This is a genomic window from Cupriavidus sp. F041, from assembly GCF_057814235.1.
This window is the reverse complement of sequence record NZ_JBVASY010000002.1, coordinates 2451555-2469522: the sequence shown is the minus strand read 5'-3', so window position 1 is coordinate 2469522 and position 17968 is coordinate 2451555. Positions and strand designations below refer to the sequence as shown.

General features: G+C 61.6%; 19 protein-coding genes. 8 read left to right on the top strand and 11 right to left on the bottom strand.

Translation table 11 applies throughout. From position 1 onward, the window contains the following. Positions 1-8 precede the first annotated feature (8 nt). The 3 genes from ACZY0R_RS28800 to ACZY0R_RS28790 are packed head-to-tail and all read left to right on the top strand — an operon-like array spanning position 9 to position 5201. Positions 9-761 (top strand): peptidylprolyl isomerase, encoded by a 753-nt coding sequence (locus ACZY0R_RS28800; protein ID WP_276286977.1) that lies wholly within the window; start codon positions 9-11, stop codon positions 759-761. Positions 762-781: 20 nt separating this feature from the next. Beyond that, positions 782-3841 carry a peptidase domain-containing ABC transporter gene (locus ACZY0R_RS28795; protein ID WP_488863201.1) on the top strand — a complete coding sequence of 1020 codons (3060 nt, stop codon included), beginning with the start codon at positions 782-784 and terminating at the stop codon, positions 3839-3841. 55 nt (positions 3842-3896) lie between these two features. Then, positions 3897-5201, top strand: coding sequence for a sigma-54 interaction domain-containing protein (locus tag ACZY0R_RS28790; RefSeq protein ID WP_488863199.1), 1305 nt, complete (start codon positions 3897-3899; stop codon positions 5199-5201). Positions 5202-5240: 39 nt separating this feature from the next. On the opposite strand, the gene ACZY0R_RS28785 is transcribed toward ACZY0R_RS28790, so the two are convergent. Both ACZY0R_RS28785 and ACZY0R_RS28780 read right to left on the bottom strand, forming a co-directional pair. Continuing rightward, a complete protein-coding gene (locus tag ACZY0R_RS28785; RefSeq protein WP_488863197.1) occupies positions 5241-6011 on the bottom strand; it encodes a PP2C family protein-serine/threonine phosphatase in 771 nt (256 codons plus the stop codon). Positions 6012-6137: 126 nt separating this feature from the next. After that, the gene (locus tag ACZY0R_RS28780) at positions 6138-6425 is read right to left on the bottom strand and encodes a hypothetical protein (RefSeq protein WP_488863195.1); all 288 of its coding nucleotides are present in this window, start codon (positions 6423-6425) and stop codon (positions 6138-6140) included. Between the two features lie 602 nt (positions 6426-7027). Here ACZY0R_RS28780 and ACZY0R_RS28775 point away from each other — a divergent pair. From ACZY0R_RS28775 to ACZY0R_RS28755, 5 genes are all read left to right on the top strand, one after another. Continuing rightward, positions 7028-7501, top strand: coding sequence for a lecithin retinol acyltransferase family protein (locus ACZY0R_RS28775; RefSeq protein WP_488866237.1), 474 nt, complete (start codon positions 7028-7030; stop codon positions 7499-7501). Between the two features lie 466 nt (positions 7502-7967). Then, positions 7968-9137 (top strand): CAP domain-containing protein, encoded by a 1170-nt coding sequence (locus ACZY0R_RS28770; RefSeq protein WP_488863193.1) that lies wholly within the window; start codon positions 7968-7970, stop codon positions 9135-9137. Between the two features lie 74 nt (positions 9138-9211). Then, the gene (locus tag ACZY0R_RS28765; RefSeq protein ID WP_488863191.1) at positions 9212-9433 is read left to right on the top strand and encodes a hypothetical protein; all 222 of its coding nucleotides are present in this window, start codon (positions 9212-9214) and stop codon (positions 9431-9433) included. Between the two features lie 529 nt (positions 9434-9962). After that, positions 9963-10703 carry a hypothetical protein gene (locus ACZY0R_RS28760; RefSeq protein ID WP_488863189.1) on the top strand — a complete coding sequence of 247 codons (741 nt, stop codon included), beginning with the start codon at positions 9963-9965 and terminating at the stop codon, positions 10701-10703. Between the two features lie 484 nt (positions 10704-11187). Further along, positions 11188-12315 (top strand): ComEC/Rec2 family competence protein, encoded by a 1128-nt coding sequence (locus tag ACZY0R_RS28755; RefSeq protein ID WP_488863187.1) that lies wholly within the window; start codon positions 11188-11190, stop codon positions 12313-12315. Positions 12316-12413: 98 nt separating this feature from the next. Here ACZY0R_RS28755 and ACZY0R_RS28750 read toward each other — a convergent pair whose 3' ends face one another. From ACZY0R_RS28750 to ACZY0R_RS28710, 9 genes are all read right to left on the bottom strand, one after another. Beyond that, positions 12414-12674, bottom strand: a complete 261-nt coding sequence (locus tag ACZY0R_RS28750) for a pyocin activator PrtN family protein (protein ID WP_488863185.1) — start codon at positions 12672-12674, stop codon at positions 12414-12416. Continuing rightward, complete coding sequence (locus ACZY0R_RS28745; protein WP_488863183.1) at positions 12671-13282, bottom strand: hypothetical protein; 612 nt, start codon at positions 13280-13282, stop codon at positions 12671-12673. Before ACZY0R_RS28745 ends, ACZY0R_RS28750 begins: the two co-directional genes overlap by 4 nt. Before the next feature lie 31 nt (positions 13283-13313). Next, a complete protein-coding gene (locus ACZY0R_RS28740) occupies positions 13314-15392 on the bottom strand; it encodes an H-NS family nucleoid-associated regulatory protein (RefSeq protein WP_488863181.1) in 2079 nt (692 codons plus the stop codon). Between the two features lie 32 nt (positions 15393-15424). Next, positions 15425-16216 (bottom strand): hypothetical protein, encoded by a 792-nt coding sequence (locus ACZY0R_RS28735; RefSeq protein WP_488863179.1) that lies wholly within the window; start codon positions 16214-16216, stop codon positions 15425-15427. A gap of 64 nt (positions 16217-16280) precedes the next feature. Then, the gene (locus tag ACZY0R_RS28730) at positions 16281-16703 is read right to left on the bottom strand and encodes a hypothetical protein (RefSeq protein WP_488863177.1); all 423 of its coding nucleotides are present in this window, start codon (positions 16701-16703) and stop codon (positions 16281-16283) included. Beyond that, entirely contained in the window at positions 16700-17089 is a 390-nt protein-coding gene (locus ACZY0R_RS28725) for a nucleoside/nucleotide kinase family protein (protein ID WP_477152942.1), read from the bottom strand. The genes ACZY0R_RS28730 and ACZY0R_RS28725 overlap by 4 nt, the downstream gene beginning before the upstream one ends. A gap of 9 nt (positions 17090-17098) precedes the next feature. After that, complete coding sequence (locus ACZY0R_RS28720) at positions 17099-17323, bottom strand: hypothetical protein (RefSeq protein WP_017227035.1); 225 nt, start codon at positions 17321-17323, stop codon at positions 17099-17101. Further along, on the bottom strand, positions 17320-17445 hold the full coding sequence (locus ACZY0R_RS28715; RefSeq protein ID WP_488863175.1) for a hypothetical protein: 126 nt from the start codon (positions 17443-17445) through the stop codon (positions 17320-17322). Before ACZY0R_RS28715 ends, ACZY0R_RS28720 begins: the two co-directional genes overlap by 4 nt. Beyond that, positions 17442-17960 (bottom strand): hypothetical protein, encoded by a 519-nt coding sequence (locus ACZY0R_RS28710; protein ID WP_488863174.1) that lies wholly within the window; start codon positions 17958-17960, stop codon positions 17442-17444. Before ACZY0R_RS28710 ends, ACZY0R_RS28715 begins: the two co-directional genes overlap by 4 nt. Positions 17961-17968: the final 8 nt, after the last annotated feature.

Sequence of the window (17968 nt, the reverse complement as noted above, 5' to 3'; positions counted from 1 at the left end):
CTGACGAGATGACAGCGATTGTGCGGGTCGACGACGAAGTCATCGGCGTCGAGGAATTCATCCGGGTCCTGAAGCTCACGGGACAATTCGAAGCGCTGATCGAGCAGATCGTCAGGGACAAGCTGACGGTGCACGCGGCGAAGAAGCAGGGCCTCACCGTGTCGCCGGAGGAGATCCAGGAACGCGCCGACCAGTTCCGGCGCGTGCAGGGCCTGCACCGCGCGACGGAAATGAACCATTACCTCGATGTGCTTGGCGTTAGCCTCGACGAGTTCGAGGCGTTTATTACCGACAGCCTTTACCAGGAGAAGATGCTGGCCGAGGTAGCCAACGAAAAAGCCGTCGACGCATACTTCAAGCTGCATTCCCCGAAGTTCGACAGCATCGAGGTCAGCCATATCGTGGTAGACGCCGAAGGCAAGGCCAAGGAACTGATCTCCTACCTGCAGGACGACCCCGACAGCTTTGCCGAGATGGCGCGCGAGCATTCCCTGGCAGATACGAAGGAGCAAGGCGGCGCGATTGGCAAGGTACTGCGCGGATCGCTGAAGACCGACATCGAAGCCAAGGTGTTCAATGCCGCCACCGGCGACCTGCTAGGCCCCTTTCCCTCCCACGACCGCGCCTTCTTCGAGATCTTCATGGTGAGCGCCAAGCATCCCGCGGTGCTGGATGCGGAAGTGGCGGCGGAGGTGCGCCGGCTCCTGCGTGAGGACTGGCTGATGGCCAGGGCGCAGGAACACGTCATCGAAGCGCGCTAACCGCGAAGGCCGAGAAGCATATGGAAGCCAGCCCCGAACTGCAGCCGCTCGCCGATTTCCTGTCGGGCGTGGAAATACTCTCGCCGTTCTCGCGCGAGGAGATGGAGCGGCTGGCGGAGCATGCGCAATCGCTTTCCTTTGGCTTCGGCGAGACGGTCTGCAATGCCGGCGATCCGGCCGACGGGCTCTTCGTCATCAAGGCGGGCTCGGTGCGTATCTTCAACGAGGAAAATGGCAAGGAGGTCAGCCTGGGCGTGCGCAAGGCACGCGAGGTCTTTGCCGATATCGCCATGCTGCGGGAATACCGGCACGAATCCTCGGTGCGGTCTTCCGGCAAGACCGAGCTGCTGTTTATCCCGCGCAGCGTGACCGAGCCCATGATCGCGCAGAATCCGGCGGCAATGGCTTTTGTCGCCAGCTATGTCGCGATCAGTTCGGCCGGCGGCTTCGTCGCGCGCCTGTTCGACCTGCGCGGAAAGCTCGACAAGAGCGAACTCGAAGAGGCCGTGCGCAGCGTGGGCGTCAAGCGCGTGTCCGAGGGCAAGGAGATCCTGAAGCAGGACTCCAGGGAGGACCGCCGCCTGTACGTGGTGCGCCAGGGCGAGGTGCGCATCGTGCGCAATGAGGATGGCGTCGAGTATCCGCTGGCGACCTTGCGCCAGGGAGACATCTTCGGCGAGCGCGCCTGCGTGATGCGCCAGGAGCAGATCGCCTCTGCCATCGCCGGCACGGATGTCAGGCTGCTGGTCATCCCGGAAAAGACCGTGCAGCTGATCCTGGAACGCAACCCGAAGTTGCGTGAAGTGCTGGAAGAACGCATTCGTTTTATCGACCGGGAACTGCACCGGCAAAAGAAGCTGGCAGAGCGGCGCAAGCATCCGGTCATGCTCGACTTGCGCTCGAAGCCGGAGTTCGGCGAACGGGTGATCCGCCGTTTCGCGCTGGTGGAGCAGGCCGAGGAGATGGATTGCGGCGCTGCTTGCCTGGCAATGATCTGCCGCCATCATGGCATTGCCATGACGCTGGGCAAACTGCGCGAGCTGGCCAATGTGACCACGCAGGGCGCCACGCTGGACAGCCTGGCCCGCGCCGGCGAATCGCTCGGCTTTACCACGCGGGGGGTACAGTGCACGCACGATTCCCTGCTGGGCTTCGAGCTGCCGTTCATCATCCACTGGGAGGGCTATCACTACGTGGTGGTCTACGGCGTATCGAAACGCTGGGTATGGGTGGCCGACCCGGCCCTCGGTTTTCGCAAGATGCCCGTCGAAGAGTTCGAGCGCGGGTGGAGCGGCACCTGCCTGCTCTTCACCGCCGGCGAAAGCATGGCGCAACTGGCGGTGGCGCGCTCGCCCTGGCTGCGTTTCATCGGCTACCTGGCTCCATACAAACGGATTCTTGCGCACTTGTTCCTGGCGACCTTTGTGATCCAGGTGCTCGGGGTGGTGCCGCCCCTGATCATCCAGAACATCCTGGATGGCGTGGTGGTACACCAGAACGTCGGACTGCTGAACCTGCTGATCCTGGGATTGATCATCTCCAATGTCTTCTCGCAGTTCATGAGCACGGTGCGGGCATACCTGGCCAATTTCATGGTGCGCAATATGGACTTCGCCATGATGTCGCACTTCTTCAAGCACACCTTGTCGCTGCCGTTCTCTTTCTTCGCCAAACGCAAGACGGGCGATATCTTTGCGCGCTTTCAGGAGAACCAGACCATCCGCGCCTTCCTGACCGAGTCGACGGTGACGACGGCACTCAACCTGCTGATGGTGTTCATCTACTTCACCATCATGTTTCTCTACAACGTCAAGATGACGCTGGTGCTGATCGCGTTCGTGATTCCCATTGCCGCCCTGACGGTTGTGGCCACGCCCAAGGTCAAAGCGTACGCGCGCGAGGTGTTCAACACCTCGACGGAGGCCAGGTCCTACCTGATGGAGACGCTGGGCGGCGTGGAGACGGTCAAGGGCATGGGCATCGAGCGGCCAGTGCGGCTGAAGTGGGAGAAGAAGTATGCCAAGGCGCTGGAATTGCAATACAAGGCGCAGGCCTTCCACATCCTGGTGGGGCTGGCCAGCCAGCTGCTCAATGCCGCAACCACCATCGCCGTGCTTTGGGTGGGCGCCAACCTCGTGCTGCAGCGTGAACTGACGGTCGGCCAGCTCATTGCCTTCAATGCCTTCATGGGGAGCGTACTGGCGCCGTTGATGGGCCTGGTAGCGCTGTGGGGCCAGCTCAACGATGCGGGCGTCGCGATGGAGCGGTTGGGCGATGTGCTGGACCTGGAGCCGGAGCAGAAGCCCGAAGACCTGCCTTCGCGCGTGATGCTCCCGGACCTGCAGGGCGAGATCAATCTGGACGGCATCTATTTCCGCTACGGCGGCGCGGAGACGCCTTACGTACTTGAGAACATCAGCTTCAGCATCAAGCCTGGCGAGTTGCTGGCCATCGTTGGGCGCAGCGGATCGGGCAAGACCACGCTGGCCAAGATGCTGGTGGGTTTCTATGTGCCGACCGACGGCAAGCTGACCGTGGATGGCTACGATATCGGCGTGATCGACAAGGAGTATTACCGCGCGCAGATCGGCTATGTAATGCAGAGCAACCTGCTGTTCTCGGGCACCATCGCCGAGAACATCGCCTGCGGCGACGACAGCCCGGACCGCCGCCATATCGAGGAAGTCGCCAAGATGGCCGATGCCCATGCCTTCATCAGCAAGCTGCCGCTCGGGTATGAACAGGTGGTGGGGGAACGCGGCGTGGGCCTGTCCGGTGGGCAGATCCAGCGGCTTTGCATTGCGCGCGCGCTCTATCATGATCCTCGCCTGCTGGTTTTCGATGAGGCGACTTCTGCGCTGGATACACAGTCGGAGAGCAACATCCTTGGCAATATGCAGGAGATCCTGCATGGCCGCACGGCCGTGATCATCGCGCACCGCCTGAGCACCATCATGCGCGCGGACAAAATCCTGGTGCTGTACGAGGGGGCCATCGTTGAGCAGGGGCGGCATGAGGAACTGCTGGAGCGCAAGGGCATGTACTACCAGTTGGTGCAGAAGCAGTTGAGCGCGGCTTGAGCGCGCGCACGCGCCGGGACATCCATGGCGCAATGCAACGCAGGGGGAGCGCGATATGAAGTTGTTCAACCAGGGCGGATCGGTCGGGTCCGCCATCTCCTATGCCGGGCTGATCGAGAAGATCGAGATCCTGCGCTCCACGTTGCGCTGGGCTTCCAAGCTCGAACGCACGGAGATCGAGAAGCTGCTCAAGCAAGCCACTACGCTGCGCGACGAGGTGATGCAACTGTCGCACAAGGAGCGCTTTGTGCAGGCGGCGGTGGCCGAGCCCGTTCCGGCGGATCTCGCGCCTCGGGAGCGCCGGCAGGCGCTGCTCGAGCGCAGCTTTATCTTCGAGGGCACGTTCGGCGACAATCCAAAGCTGCTGGAAGCGCTGGAAATTGCCGAGAAGGCCGCGCCGACCGACCTGCCGGTGCTAATCGATGGCGAGAGCGGTACCGGCAAGGAGCTGATGGCCAAGGTGATCCATGCCAACGGATCGAGAACGGACAAGCCCTATATCTCGGTGAACTGCGGGGCGATTCCGGAGAACCTGATCGAGTCCGAGCTGTTCGGCCACAAGAAGGGTGCCTTCACTGGGGCGTCCAACGATCGCCGGGGCAAGTTCGAGAGCGCGCATACGGGGACCATTTTCCTCGACGAGATCGGCGAGCTGCCGCTGACCGGGCAGGTCAAGTTGCTGCGCGTGCTGGAGTCGCACGAGATCCAGCGGGTTGGCTCCGACGAGACCATTTCAGTCGATGCGCGTATCGTGGCGGCAACCAACCGGGACCTGCGGCGCCTGAGCGAGGAGGGCAAGTTCCGCGAAGACCTGTTCTACCGGCTCAGCGTGATTCACGTCACGCTGCCACCGCTGCGCGAGCGCCGTGACGAGATCGCCTTGCTGGTGGCATATTTCGGCGACGAGGCCGCCGGCGCATTGAAGCGCCGCCCCATCAAGCTGACGCCGCGCCTGCGCGACTTCCTGATGAACTACGCCTATCCGGGCAATATCCGCGAGCTGCGCAACCTGATGTACCGGATCTCGTGTCTTGCCGGCGATACGGCCGATCTCGAGCATCTTCCGCAGGATCTCCGGCCCAAGCCATCGGCCCCGGCGCTGGTCGCAAACGGCTCCGTGCCGGTGGTCGTGGATGCGTCGACGGCTACCTCGCTCAGTGAAGCCAAGCGGGCCGCCAGCGATGAAGCCGAGCGCGCCTTCCTCGAACGTGGCTTGCAGGAGGTGGGCGGCACCGTGGCGGAGCTGGCCAGGCGTTTCGATATGAATCGCTCGCACCTGCAGATGCTGCTGAAGAAACACGGCATCCATTCGAAGGATTTCCGTAATCAGGCAGCGGCGCAGGGCGGGAAGGTGCGATAAAGGGCTTTTTGTCCGCCACGCTTCGCACCGTCGCAGTCATTACAGCGCGGGGTTCACCATGGTCTTGTCGGAGCCGTAGAGATCTTCCGCCCGCGCCACCACGGCCGTGATATTGTCGTGGCCGCCGCGGCCCAGCGCCGCGGCCAGCAACGCCTGGGCTGCCAGTTCGCAATCGCCGCATGCCAGTACGCTGGCGATCTCCGGATCCCGCAGTTCATTGCTGAGCCCGTCGCTGCAGAGCAGGAAGATATCGGCGTCCGCTACCTCCACCCAGGCCTGGTCCAGTTCAAGGGTGGTATTCGCGCCCACGGCGCGGGTGATGGTGTTATGGGCCGGATGATGAATGGCTTCTTCCGCCGTGATCAGGCCGCGGGCCTTGAGTTCTTCCACGCGGCTGTGGTCGCGGGTGAGCTGCGTCAGGTGTGCGTCCCGGTACAGGTAGATACGGCTGTCGCCTGCCCACAGGCAGCCGCAGAAGCGCTCGCAGGCCATCAGTACCACCACTGTGCTGCCAATGCGCCGCACCTGCCGGCGCGCCGCCTCCGCCAGCAGTTCGCGATTGACTTCCTGCAAGGCTGCGCGCGCATCGTCGAGCAAGCTCTCCAGGCTGGGCGGCACGCCCAGGCGGGCCAGCGTCTCCACCACCAGGTTGCTGGCATAGTCGCCAACCGCATGGCCGCCCATGCCGTCGGCCACGACCCACAGTCCCCGGTCCGGTTGCGCGAGGCAGGCGTCCTCATTACGCTCCCGTATCAGGCCGACATCGGAACGAGCGGCTGAAGTCCAGCGGAATTGCGATGCACAGGTCACGATCCTCTCCGGTGTGCGGACGAGCAGGGCACTATCGCGCCAAGCCGTTACAAGGACAGGCAACGGCTTGGCGGGCGGTGCGTGGCCGGACTGTGCGTGCCGCTGCGCGAACTGCGCGCTACCAGCTTACATCCGTCCGTCGTTCCTTGCCCCTTGTCCCGCTTGTACATTGATGTTCGCGCCGGGCACCGAATTGCGAACGTCAATGTTCTGAAACTGGTTAACCATCTGATCAGCATAGAAGTTGTTGTTGATCTCGTAAAAGTTGACGATTGGCAGAGCGCTTGCACGGGGCGGCGTATAGGGCTGGATCCAGCCGAATACCCAGGGAGCACCGCCGCCGCGGATGGCCGCCATTGCCTGGCCATCCAGCGTGCGGTTGGTAAAGAGGTCTTTGATGGTGAGCGCCGCCATGATGGGTCTCCGGTGCTTGGGATGGGTAGGGACTGTGTTCCGGTCCGTGGCTTGTCGCCATGCTTCTGTAGAGCAAAGCGCGTGCCAGTGCCAAGCCCGCCGCCTCGCGTGGGATGCAATTGCTTGATTCCACTTGGTTTTCCGTCCCCGCGGGCGGAATTCCGGCGCAGCGTGGGCGCTACGCCGGGTGCCGGAGCGTTGGCGCATTGCCAACATTCCCACACCTTGTGGTGGGCGCGAACCACCGCTTTGGCCGTGGCCCGTTTGCCTGTCCTGCCGTCTTGAAGGCAGGACAGGACGCGATTCGCTGCTCGCCCCTTCACCCCCGCATCGGCAATGTCCCTGTTGCTATCGATGAGGGGCCTGCAGCATGCGGTCCTCCCGAGGAGCGATAAAAGCCCTCATGTCGGCTTGATTGCATGGCACCAACACATTGGGCAACACGCTGTTGGTTTCCCTACGACGCTTTTCCCTTCCCGGTACGCTGCATCACCCGCAATCCCTTGCCGTAGCTGGGGCCACGTTGGTTGGCACGGTTGATGCGGATGCAATGGCAACGAAGCAGGCAATGCCTGCAGCAAGCAAACAGATCAGAGGCAGCCATGAACCACCAAAACCAACTCCAAGAAAAGGCCATTGATGCCGACCCGCCCATGGGCGCGCACCTTGTCACGCTGCGCCGCGGCTATGCCCACCACGGCATCTACATTGGCGAAGGCAAAGTGGTTCACTATGCCGGTTTCGCCGGGTCGCTCCACCGTGGCCCGGTGGAAGAAACCACGGTCGAAGCCTTCGCCGCCGGCTATCCGATCACCGTGAGGGCCAACCCCTGCGCCAGGTACGTCGGCCTCGAAGCCGTCGCGCGCGCCCGCTCCCGTCTCGGGGAAGACAACTACCGGTTGCTCACCAACAATTGCGAGCACTTCTGCACATGGTGCCTGCATGGCGAAAGCCGCAGCGAACAAGTGGAAGCCTGCCTGCAGCATCCGTCGGCAGCCGTGCAAACCGTCGTCACCCTGTTCAGGACATTTTTCGAAGCCGAATGGAAGGGCGCGTACTTCGGTGCCCGCGCTTAATCACGACAAGCCAAGGAGACTGACATGCAAACCGCCAAGATATCCCTGCGCGGGCTGATCGACAAATGGCTAGGTTCCAGCCGGGCAGCCCCCGCTCGCATCACGCGCGTGCGTAGCTCGCGAGCTGGCCGAAGTGGCTGCGTCCGGGTGGACGTGGTGCGCCCCTCGGGCCAGTTGTCAATGTTCTTCTTTCGTCACGATGACGGGTGCTGGTGCGTGTTTCCGCCGGCGCTCAGAATGGGTTGAGGCCCGAGGTTGCGCGAAAAGCCGGGCATTCGCACGGGCCTCAGGCGGGCCTGTTGCCTGCTCTATCCGCGCAAAGGTCACACGTAAGCATTTGTTCGCAGGCTGGACGCCCGATCGCGCGCGCCAATAACATCGTCCGGATTTTCACGGCTGGCAGGTTGCATGCCAGGCCCGAATTCCTGACCACCGGCCGCGATCGCCGGACGAACCCCTCGGATTGATGCTAGCGAATAACTCGACGATGCCCGGAAAGGCTCACTTTCCCAAGACACTTCTGGTACTGGCCTGCGCCACCCTGGCGCTGTCCGCTTGCGGCGGTGGGGAGGGTGGCGGCAGTGGTGCCAGCGCAGCGGCGCCCGCCGGTGCCGCCAACAATGCAGCGAACGCCGGTGCCGCCGCCGCTACCACTGCTGCCAGCACCAGCCAGGCAGTGCCCGCTACTGCCGTAACCGCCTGCTTTACCGTGACCGGCAACGCCGCGCCTGCTACCAGCACTTCTGACGTGAGCGTCCTGCCCGTGCGCGGCGCCGCAGCCGTCACCAACTACCACTTGCTGGGCGAACCCAGGGCAGCAGGCCTGTGCTATGCCAATTTCCGCCGCGTGCAAGTCGGACTTCCGGCGTTGGAGGCGCAGGACGCGATCGGCGTCGCGGCGCAGAACCACAGCAACTACATGCTCTGGAACAAGACGCTCGGCCACGATGAGAATTCCGCCGCACGCGGCTTCACCGGCACCTCTCCGAATGTCCGCGTGCAAGCGCTGTACCCAACCGGCGCAACGGCCGAAGTCGTTGGGGGCGCCACAAAGTGGAGCTCGGATCCCAACGCCGTGCTAACCCTGTCATCCAATGACGCGCTGGTGTCCGACCTGTTCGATGCGCCGCTCCATCGCGCCACTTTGCTGGGCAGCTACAAGTCCGCGGGTGCGGGCTATGCCGAAGAGAAAGGCACGGGCTCAGGGGGCGCCACCGCATCGTTCTATCAAACCGTCGATCTGGCCGATGCCACCATGCCCGGCACCGGCACCCAGATGGTGGCGTATCCCTACGCAGGCCAGGCCGACGTGCCGACCAGCTGGGTGAACAACGAAAGCCCCAATCCTGCGCCCGGCTACCAGAACCAGACGCTCGGCTATCCCATCACGCTGCAAGCCATCGATCGCAGCCAGACGTTCAATGCCGATACCTTCGTGCTGACCGATGCGCAAGGCAACAATATCAATTGCCTGAAGGTAGATGCACGTAGCGCCGATCTCTCGGGCGCGGCGGCCGGTGCTGCCGTCTGTACGCCTCTCGCACCGCTTGCCGCTGCGAGCAAATACAACGTGACGGTCAGTGGCCAACTGGCTGGCAAGCCGCTTAACCTGAACTGGTCGTTCACCACGAAGTAAATGCGCCCGACCCTGTTCGCGCGGGGACGTGTCCATCTATGATGGGTTCATGTCCCGCGTCGAGGAGTGGCAACATGGAGCGACAGTTCGAATATGGCGGCTATGCCGTGGTGGCCCGCGCGGTACCGTCGGCCGACGGGGGTTTTACGGCAACGGTCGTCATTGCTGACACATTCGGCGAAGCCCCGCTGCCCTCGTTCGAGGAAGAGGCCGGTGTGGCGCAGACCCAGGAAGCCGCTATCGCCTTGGCCGAAGCCGCTGCAATGCGAGCCATTGACGCGGGGCAGGTGAATTAGCTGGGAAGACGCCGATCACGTGACCTTGCAAACCGCGTTCAGGCGGATCCGGGCGGTCTAACCTATACTCTCGTCCTTTCGCTCGCGCCGCGTGATGTGCTTGCGCGCTAAGTGCAACATTGGGTTTGACGGTGCAATAGTGCGCAAATGGGCATATTGCGGCAAAGATGAGCGGAAACAGGACATAGTCGGAACATCCGTAGATCTAGCATTCAAGCCGTTTTCCAATGAATTCAACGCCTCGCCGTATCTCCGTTGCACCGATGATGGATTGGGGGGACTGGAGCGGCACTGGTAGACTGGCCAAGGGCTCGGGCGGGTGTTGCAAAGCTGTGTAGCACTGATGTAGCACTTCTGGCTAGCGTGGGCGACACCGGATTGGTGCCGGATGGCACAACGGAAGAGGCCGCTCTCGCCTAATTCTGTGGGCGCTACCCCACCTTTCGGTGAGCAACATCGCGCCGCAGCATGATAGGATTTGACGTTTCTTACCGGGGCCTGTATGCCAATCTGTAAGCTCCTCGTTCGCATGGATTTCGCCTCGCCATGTCTCGCGGTCATTGATAAGGTCGGCCATCTGCTTCAGAAGATGGCTGATGTGCCCGATGTCAACTCCAAGGGAAAGTTCTTCGGGGAGCTTAGAGAGGCGCAAGCAAATCGCTTGCTTTGGGGGGAGCGATCAGTAGGTGATGGAGCTGACTATGCGCTCCTCCAACTCTCTCCTACATACATGGTGTGCGCTTTCGAGCGCTCAGATGGGATTGAGTTTCGCGCTCTGGAACGTGACGAGCAAGTACAAAAAGTGATGCGTTTGATGTACGAGATCCTAACGGAACTCTCGATCACCAGAATGTCACGATGTGGAATACGTTTCGTTTATCTTGGCAAGATTGATGTCGAGAGATCTCCAAAGCGCTTCTTCGAGAAAATGGATGCGGCGCTATTGACGCACGTTTCGAAACACCTTGGCGAACCTACTGACTTGGGGTTTATAGTCGATGGAACAGGGGCTAATGGCGTCAGTTATCAACTAAAGTTTGGACCGTATGCTGCCGATGAGGCTGGGAAGCACTTTGAGCATACGAGTGCAAAGGTTGGTTTGCGCACTGAGGACAACATGATCGTTGACCTCGACATGTTTGAGGAAAACACGACTCTCCATGTCAACCCGTTTAAATGGGGAGCCCCGCTGTTAAATGCTGCGGACAAGCTCATCGATGGGTTGCAGGAGTCACTTATGCAGGAGTATGGCCATGCCCGGACTCACTAGTGACCGAACACCTCAGGCCCCAACTACCGTGTGGTCGATCAAGCGGCCTCGCATTGTTGGTACAAGTTTGGCCTCTCGTAGAGAGGTGTCGTCCCCTCTTGAAATTCAACGTGGAGGTAGTACGGACCCTTCGTTGGGACCCAGTGATGCAGGTTTGTATATCTCTCTGACGGATGTTCAACCAGTGCCGGCCCAAAGAGTCGAGTCAGCTCAGCAGCGGCATTCTGCGGACGGCGTGATATTGACGGCGGATGCTGGATCCGTACTTTGCGCCATTACGAGTCTAGAGAATGAACCGCGAGTGTCATTTCCTAGGGCGCTCTTTCCTGACTCGATAGTTGAGGGGGCATCCTTCCAAGTCAGTATGGCAGTGGATGAGGACGGTTTTCGAACTCCCGCCATACGAATGGTAAGTCTTGCTCCAAGCCCCGAGGTGGCAGAGATCCACCGGGAAATCGATGAACTACTCGCTCATTTCTAATTTGTGCTGCGTATTCATGTATTGAATGTATCTCACGGGGATGCGATTGTTCTAGAGTACAGTTTTGAACGAGCTGACGGTGAGGTTGAAACACATTTTGGCGTGATCGATTGTAATGCCAGAGGGGATTCCAATCCAACGCTGGATTTTTTGCGTGAGCGAGAGGCGCGGAAACTGCAGTTTGTTGCACTCACGCATCCGCACGCAGACCATTATCTTGGTTTGGGGGAGATATGTGAGGCCTATCAGGGGAATATTGAGGGCTTCTTCTCCTTCCCAATTGATAGGTCACAGGATAAGCTTTTGCAGTTCGTGACTCGGTACGCGGCCGCAGGAAAGAGCGCGAGCAAATCTGCCTCCCGAGGCGCAAAGGAAATAATCGGATTTTTCAAGGCGGCGAAATCCAGTGAGCACTGGGAATCTCCAGTCGCTAGTTTTCCTGCAGCACTAGATGTTCCAGGTTTTCCTGAGGTGACATTTGACGTGCTCCTTCCGACAGCGCATGTGCGCGGTTCGCTTATGCAAAACCTACTGGAAGGTAGGATTTCCACTCAGTCGCCCGATTTGAATGACCTCAGTTTGGCCCTGATGGTCACGTACGCTGGCCAACAGATCGTTCTTGGCGCTGATGGAACCGTGGTCGGATGGCATGCGCAAGGGCAGAAATGGCCGCGGCATCGAGTAGCTATAAAGCCAAGCGCGGTGAAACTTCCACATCACGGCTCGGAAAAGGATTGTGCTCCCCAAACGCTAGATTATTTATATCCTCTTCCCGAGGAGGGGGAGCGATATGCCATAATTTCCGCGAACGGTTCTAGCCATCACCCAAACGCGAGTGTCCTGCGGGATCTGGCCACCCGTGGAATTAAGCCATATTGCACCACATTGGCGGAGAGGTGTGGGGGTACTGCTCGAAGTGTCCTTGAAGTGGAAAATCCTGCTGTTTCGCCCGAATTATTGCGGGTGATTCAAATATTCGCCGTTGACCCAGGTAGAGAAAGACCTTGTCAAGGTAATATTACAATTGAGGTTCAGGCGAGCGGATCATTAACAGTGCGGCCTCAATATTCAAATCCATGCGGTTTTCGCGGCGAATGGTTGTCGGATATTCCCGCAAGTGCACTTCACTAGAAAATGCCGCGCGAGACGGGGGCGTCTTGAACCGTATTCCGAGCGGAATCTCAATCACTGAGCAAAGGGCATCGTTGCGGGGGAGGGTGTTATTTGCGTCACCCGGATAGCTGTTCGCACTCCTTCTGTGCTGCAGCTCGGCGCGCATCTATGTAAGCCGCCAGATCGTTCACGTGGACGCCCTTGGCGGTCTTGTTTGATCCCTCAATGCGGACGACAGGCAGGCGGATGTCGCCGAGGCTGATCTTGCGCAGCAGCTTTTCCGGACTGAGGTGGGGGAAGTAGTCCCGGGCCACTGTGTCGAGGGGCACGACAGCGGTTGCGCCATACTGCGCCAGCAGCAGAAAAATGGTGGTCATCCTCTGTCTCCGGTGATGGTGTTGGCGTCCTCGGCCAGTATCTCCTTAGCTTCGGCGAGATCGTTGTGTAACTCGGTGATGGCAGCCTCAAGCGCCATGGCGTCTGGATCTTTGCTGACGTGCTCTTCCCATTCGTCATTGACCAGCATTGTGGTCATGCCGCGCACGGCGCGTCGCAACTCATCACCTTGCGTGATGCGTAGGAGGTGCTGGAGGCGACTACCACGCAGCATTGCGTGCAGTGCTTGTTCGGCGATCACCTGGTGCGAGATGCCGCGCGAATGCAGCATGGCCGCAAAGTTGGCGATGTCGACCGGATCGCCCTTGACTAGGCTTTCGCCTAAGAGGCCAGCGAGACGCTCGCCTGAGCATTGCAGCGGGCTATCCCAGCCGATCTTTCCTTCTTTGCGGCACTTGGCCAGCTTTGCCTTCATAGCGCCAGAGAGCTTGTCGACGGCAATGTCATCGATGTGCAACGCCGATTGCGGCTTCATGCGCTTTTCCGAAGTGGCCGCGAACTGCAGGCGCTGTGCGGCCGGGATGCGGGCGCCGAGGCTATCCATGGAGGATTCCGGGGTGGCGGGCTGTTTGCTGCGATTCCGTTTCATGTGGTGGTTCCTAGTGGTCTGAGGGGTGCGCTTACTGCACCAGGAATGCATCGATGCTCTGGCCACCGGCTAGCGCGTGGGCGAGCCAGCCCGGTTGTTTGCCGCGACCGGTCCAGGTGTTGCCGTTGGCATCGCGGTACCGGATGGGAGGCTTGTTGGATTTCGCGCCGGAGGCCTGTGTCTCGGCCGCGGCTTCGGTGTTGACGGCGGGCCGGCGCAGTACGGCCGGCAGCCAGCGGCGCCCCTCCAGGTACTGCTCGGCCGCGCCGATCATGGCGTCTTTCTTCATGGCGCCGATGCTGGCCGCGGCTTCGTCACTAACCGCCTCGCGGACGGCATCCATCCGTCGAGATTTAGGTACGCTGGCCAGGTAGGAGCCGGCAGTGGGCTGCCACCAGTCGGCCATGTCCAGGTCGACGGCGGCCGCGAGCTGGTTTGCGTGTTCATGCACGGCGGCGTCTTCACGCGTTGCCTGCGTATCGACGGTATGGGCGACACAGACGGCCAGCAGGGCGAACTGATCGGCTTGGCTCAGCGTCTGCAGCCAGGCGAACAGATCCTGGTCTTCCGCGGGAAGCCGTTCCTCCCAGTCGGCGATACTGGCTTCCATGCTCTGCCATGCAGGCGAGGCCTCCAGGTCGTCAGCCGCGCGCTGTATGGTGCCCCGCTGGTCGCTCGCTTGAACCTTGGCCACCGCCTGGTACCGCCAGCGATAGTTCGCTTTCGTGAAGACCTGGGATACCAGGGCTTGGAGCAGGAGAACTAGCGCAACCGAAGGAGATGCAGCAACGAGCGCCTGCAGGGCGGCGGTGCGGTGCCCGGTGAGCTTGGCCATCAGGCTCTCTGAAAGAGGGCGCTCGGCCGGCTCCTGCGGCGCGCTGTCTTGGTCGGCGCCCGGGTTCTCCGCATCGCTCTCGGAGGACTGCAGATCCTTGCTCTTCTTCTTACCGGCCTCCGGCTTGATCAAGCCGCGGTGGATCTCCAGCTCGCCATTCTGTGCAATGGTGATGATGACCCCCGCCTTCGCCTTCTGGCGGTCGCTGTAGGTTACGGTGCTGGCTTCGATGGCTTCGATCAGCGCTTCAACCTGTCCGAGCTCGTTGAGCAGATCCTCGTCTTCGACTTCCAGGCGTTCGTTGCGTTCGTCCAGCTCGGTGGCGCGAGCCTTGAGCGTGGTCAGCTCGGCGCGCTCCTCCTCGGTGAGGTCGCGCTTCTTGGCCTGGCTCTTCCCAAACATCAACTGGTCGTTGTAGCTGAAGCGGTCCTGTGCTTCCACCCAAGCCCACCCCTCGGCGCGCATCGCCTCGGTCGAGGCATCGAGCTTCTCCTGTGCGAGGCGCTTCAGCAGCTCACCATCGCCTATGTAACCACCGCCGGCGCTGAAAAGGTCCCGCAGGACTGGGCCGCCTGCGGCCTCGTACGCGTCGATGCCGACAAACTGCGCCAGGCGATCTGTCTTGGCGTTGATGGCGCCGGGGGCGGCCAGGGCGGCGCGAAGCCGATCCGGACGCTGTTCCCACGGGTCACCGTGCTGTGCCCGCTCCCATACGCGCTCCTGGGCGGCATGGTCGTCCGTGATAGCCAGCGCCATCAGCTGGTCGAGGCTCATCTTGTCGTCGCGGTAGGCCTGCACCAGGTTGGACGACGCGTTTGCCAGCTTCAGGCGACGCTGCACGACCAGCGGCGTCACGCCGAAGCGCGCGGCAATTTCCTCGATCGAGCTACCACCATCGACCATATCGCGGAAGGCCTCGAATTCGTCAGCCGGATGCATCGCCTCGTGCATGTTGGCGGCGATACTGATTTCCTCGGCATTGCCGGCGGTTTCGAGCTTGCACAAGACTTCAAACGTCTTGGGCAAGTCACCGCGCGCCATGAGCATGTGGATGGCCTCAAGGCGGCCACGGCCATCGACCACCTCGTGCGACGGCGCACTCTTCTTGCGGCTGACGTGCTCGATCACGGATAGATTCTTGATCAAGCCATGGGCGAGGATAGAGGCAGCAAGCTGATTGATCTTGGTGTGGCGGCGCCTACGGCGATTGCGCGGCGAGACGATGAGGTTGGCGGCCTGGATGACGAGAAGTTCGCCGGGTTGAACTTGGGGCATGGTGACTCCGGGGTAGACGTGGTGGGTCTGCTTCAGGCGGTGCGTTGCAGGGCCTCGGACTTGAGCAGTTCGATTTCCTTGTGCAGGTGTGTAATGGCTCTCACGGCGCGGCGTGCGGCGCGATCGGCAAAGCTTGCCGGCGGGTGTGTGGCGTCTTCAGCGAAGGCCGCAAGTGCGTCCAGGTCCTTGGCGAGGGCAGTGAGGACGTTCCGATAGCCGGCAACTGTGGACGCGTTGAACTGGCCCATTTGCATGCGCTCTTGTCGCTCAGCACGGGTGAGTGGGCGCGCGAACAGCGCATAAGGGCCGTCTTCCGTCGAGTAGATTTCCAGGAGATTCCAACCCTCGCCGGCCGGGGTGGTAGGGATCCACTCGATGCAGCTGCCAGCGTCCCACACTTGGTCCATCAGGGCTTCGTTCTTGCAATCGGATTCCATGCAGACGAAGGCTGCCGCAAGGCCGATGGCCTCAAGCAGCATGTGGTGGTTCGTGTTCTCTGGGAATGCGGGGAGGGCCGGGTGGCTGCAGTAGCCGTCTTCATCGCGCGGCCCGGTGGGCTGCATGAGTTCGTCGGCGAGGTCTTCCAGGTCGCGCATCCAGGTGATCGTGTCACCGGGCTGCACGGCAGCGGATTGCGCTGCGGCCACGGTGCCGTCGAGCGGCATGGCAGCCATGTGCCGGAGATGTCCTGCGAATGCTGGAGCACCTGCTGCGGCTTGTGCGGCGGCCGCATAGGTGTCAGCCGGGCAGATCTCGGCGCATTCGGGCTCGGGTGTGATCCAGATGAGATAAAGGAAAATGGCGCAGCCGGCGAACAAGGACACGGCGAGGATGGCGAACAGAATTTGAGGGGTGGTCATGGATGGAGCCTCGGGTTGGGCGATAAGATCAGTGGGTTAGCGCCGCGCTCTGCAGCTGTGTCTTGTGCTGGACGATGGCGTTGGCGAAGCAGAAGGCGTCGAGGCGAATGCAGCCGATGGCCGCCTCGATATGCGGGGCGGCGGCGCGCAAGGTCTGCGCATCGTGCGTCGACACGGCGAGCACGCCGATTCGCTCGACGCGATCGAGGATGGCGACCATCACCCGCCGCGCCGACTGGATTTGCACCAGGTACGCGGTGCCGCGCTGGACCTGCATCGCGATAGCGACCAGGTCGAGGGTCCGCTCTAGCTTGATGTAGGCACTGGGCGTGGGGTCGCTGATGAATGCGACCAAGCTGGCGGAGAAGGTCAGGGGCCGGGTGCTGCGTAGAAACGGCAGCGAGGTCAGGTGCGAGCGGCGCGGTTGGCGCAGAGAGATGGCTTGGCTCACGACACGGCCCCCACGAAAGACTCCTCGCCGATGATGGCGTCGAGCTTGTCGTACAGATCAAAGGGCGTACCGTCGTTGTGGATCTCACGGTCGGCTTCCCGCAGGCGCACGCTGGCGGCGCTTATCAGTGATCCGGGTTCGTCGGACGTACGGACCAGGCGGACGATGAAACCGCCGTGGTCACGGATGATGGCCGCCTCAACATTCGAGCGGATCTCCTTCACAACCACATCGATGCCCGCTTCGTGCAGGCCGTTGAGCGTCTGATCCCACGCGGGGCATTGCGTCGGCGCGAATGCGACCGCAACGAATTTGTGGGCGGAAACAATGTAATCGGCGGCAGTGTCCTTGCCGGCGCCTGCCGGGCCGGTGAGTCCTATCAGCATGATTGCTCCTCAGTCGAGGTCGTTTGCCTGACGGCGTTTGTGGTCGATGACCGTGGGATCGAAGCGGGGGCGCGGACGCGGGATCCGTGCTTGCGTCTTGAGAAAGGCGCGGCGCGAGCGCGCCAGCTTTTTGCGTATCGCCGGGATCTCGACCTGTTCTTCCGGCCTGCCGCTACCGCGCACGCGGATGAATTCCGCGATTAGCTCGGCCTTCGAGATCCGGCGGGCGGTCATGCTCGCACCGCCGACACGGTGCGTGCGCCGCGATCGAGGGCGTCAATGATCGCGTCGCAGGTGCTGCGGAACAGGCCGGAATAGGTGAGCCGGCCATCGACGGTGACGCGGAAGCGGATCATTGCGAGGCCTCCGCGGCACGGCGCGCCCGGCGCTGTTGGCGCTCCGCTTCCTGCCTGGCCTCGTACATGTCGATGTATGCCCAGCAAAACTCTTCGATAGCGGCATGATCAACCGTGACCGGGTCAATATAGCCGTTGCCAGCGTCGACATACATCGAGAGGATTTCTACCCGCGCCCCGTGATCGCGCGTCTCGCGGGGTTCTCCGGCGTCGGCATCCCACGCAGGGCGGAGGAGAAGATTGATGCAGAGTCTGACCTCGATGCTGAAGCCGAATTGGCTCGCGAACGCGGTGTCTTCCCGGAGGTAATAGGGAGTCGGCGAGGCGTAGTGTGCACGGCAGTAGTCCGGGTCCTGGTAGCCGCTGTGCTCAAAGTGCCAGCGGTTCCGATGCGCCGCATCGCTGCTTCCGCCGAAATCACCTGTTCCCCAGAGCGAGCTGTGCTCCGTGCCGTAGTCGTCAATGACGATCCAGTGCGCGGGGGCTGTGTAGTAGCCGTGATATTCGAGGTGCATGGCCGGCC

What these genes read in the sequence shown, in the direction of transcription:
- ACZY0R_RS28715 (WP_488863175.1), bottom strand. Translation starts at nt 17,445, where the DNA reads ATGATCCGCTTCCGCGTCACCGTCGATGGCCGGCTCACCTATTCCGGC.
- ACZY0R_RS28790 (WP_488863199.1), top strand. Translation starts at nt 3,897, where the DNA reads ATGAAGTTGTTCAACCAGGGCGGATCGGTCGGGTCCGCCATCTCCTAT.
- ACZY0R_RS28800 (WP_276286977.1), top strand. Translation starts at nt 9, where the DNA reads ATGACAGCGATTGTGCGGGTCGACGACGAAGTCATCGGCGTCGAGGAA.
- ACZY0R_RS28775 (WP_488866237.1), top strand. Translation starts at nt 7,028, where the DNA reads ATGAACCACCAAAACCAACTCCAAGAAAAGGCCATTGATGCCGACCCG.
- ACZY0R_RS28745 (WP_488863183.1), bottom strand. Translation starts at nt 13,282, where the DNA reads ATGAAACGGAATCGCAGCAAACAGCCCGCCACCCCGGAATCCTCCATG.
- ACZY0R_RS28725 (WP_477152942.1), bottom strand. Translation starts at nt 17,089, where the DNA reads ATGCTGATAGGACTCACCGGCCCGGCAGGCGCCGGCAAGGACACTGCC.
- ACZY0R_RS28750 (WP_488863185.1), bottom strand. Translation starts at nt 12,674, where the DNA reads ATGACCACCATTTTTCTGCTGCTGGCGCAGTATGGCGCAACCGCTGTC.
- ACZY0R_RS28740 (WP_488863181.1), bottom strand. Translation starts at nt 15,392, where the DNA reads ATGCCCCAAGTTCAACCCGGCGAACTTCTCGTCATCCAGGCCGCCAAC.
- ACZY0R_RS28795 (WP_488863201.1), top strand. Translation starts at nt 782, where the DNA reads ATGGAAGCCAGCCCCGAACTGCAGCCGCTCGCCGATTTCCTGTCGGGC.
- ACZY0R_RS28765 (WP_488863191.1), top strand. Translation starts at nt 9,212, where the DNA reads ATGGAGCGACAGTTCGAATATGGCGGCTATGCCGTGGTGGCCCGCGCG.
- ACZY0R_RS28780 (WP_488863195.1), bottom strand. Translation starts at nt 6,425, where the DNA reads ATGGCGGCGCTCACCATCAAAGACCTCTTTACCAACCGCACGCTGGAT.
- ACZY0R_RS28720 (WP_017227035.1), bottom strand. Translation starts at nt 17,323, where the DNA reads ATGACCGCCCGCCGGATCTCGAAGGCCGAGCTAATCGCGGAATTCATC.
- ACZY0R_RS28770 (WP_488863193.1), top strand. Translation starts at nt 7,968, where the DNA reads ATGCTAGCGAATAACTCGACGATGCCCGGAAAGGCTCACTTTCCCAAG.
- ACZY0R_RS28710 (WP_488863174.1), bottom strand. Translation starts at nt 17,960, where the DNA reads ATGCACCTCGAATATCACGGCTACTACACAGCCCCCGCGCACTGGATC.
- ACZY0R_RS28760 (WP_488863189.1), top strand. Translation starts at nt 9,963, where the DNA reads ATGGATTTCGCCTCGCCATGTCTCGCGGTCATTGATAAGGTCGGCCAT.